Origin of the sequence: Streptomyces hygroscopicus subsp. hygroscopicus (genome assembly GCF_030269125.1) — a bacterium.
GTDB lineage: Bacteria > Actinomycetota > Actinomycetes > Streptomycetales > Streptomycetaceae > Streptomyces > Streptomyces hygroscopicus_C.
Genome location: NZ_BSSM01000091.1, coordinates 1 through 255 on the forward strand (window position 1 = coordinate 1; position 255 = coordinate 255).

Below are 255 nucleotides of genomic sequence, written 5' to 3' on the forward strand. Positions count from 1 at the left end.
CCTTGAAGAGGGCGCCCTCGTCCAGCCAGGACGCGTACTCCTTGAGCTGGATGCCCTTGACGACGCGGGTGCCCCAGAACGGCGGTGCGGGCACGGGGTTGTCGGTGGCGACGTCGGAGCGGACGTGCCCCTCCTCCGGGCGCTCGGCCACCTCGGCGACCGGGGTGGCCCGCACCCGGCGCTGCCGCAGCTCGGGCAGCTTCGCACCGGGCACGCCGCGCTTGACGCCGATCAGGGCGTCCATCAGACGCAGGC

General features: G+C 74.1%; 1 protein-coding gene. It reads right to left on the reverse strand.

Features of this window, described 5'->3' with window-relative positions:
- A partial coding sequence (locus tag QSK45_RS38250) for a hypothetical protein (protein WP_285563550.1) occupies positions 1–255 on the reverse strand: 255 nt, incomplete at both ends.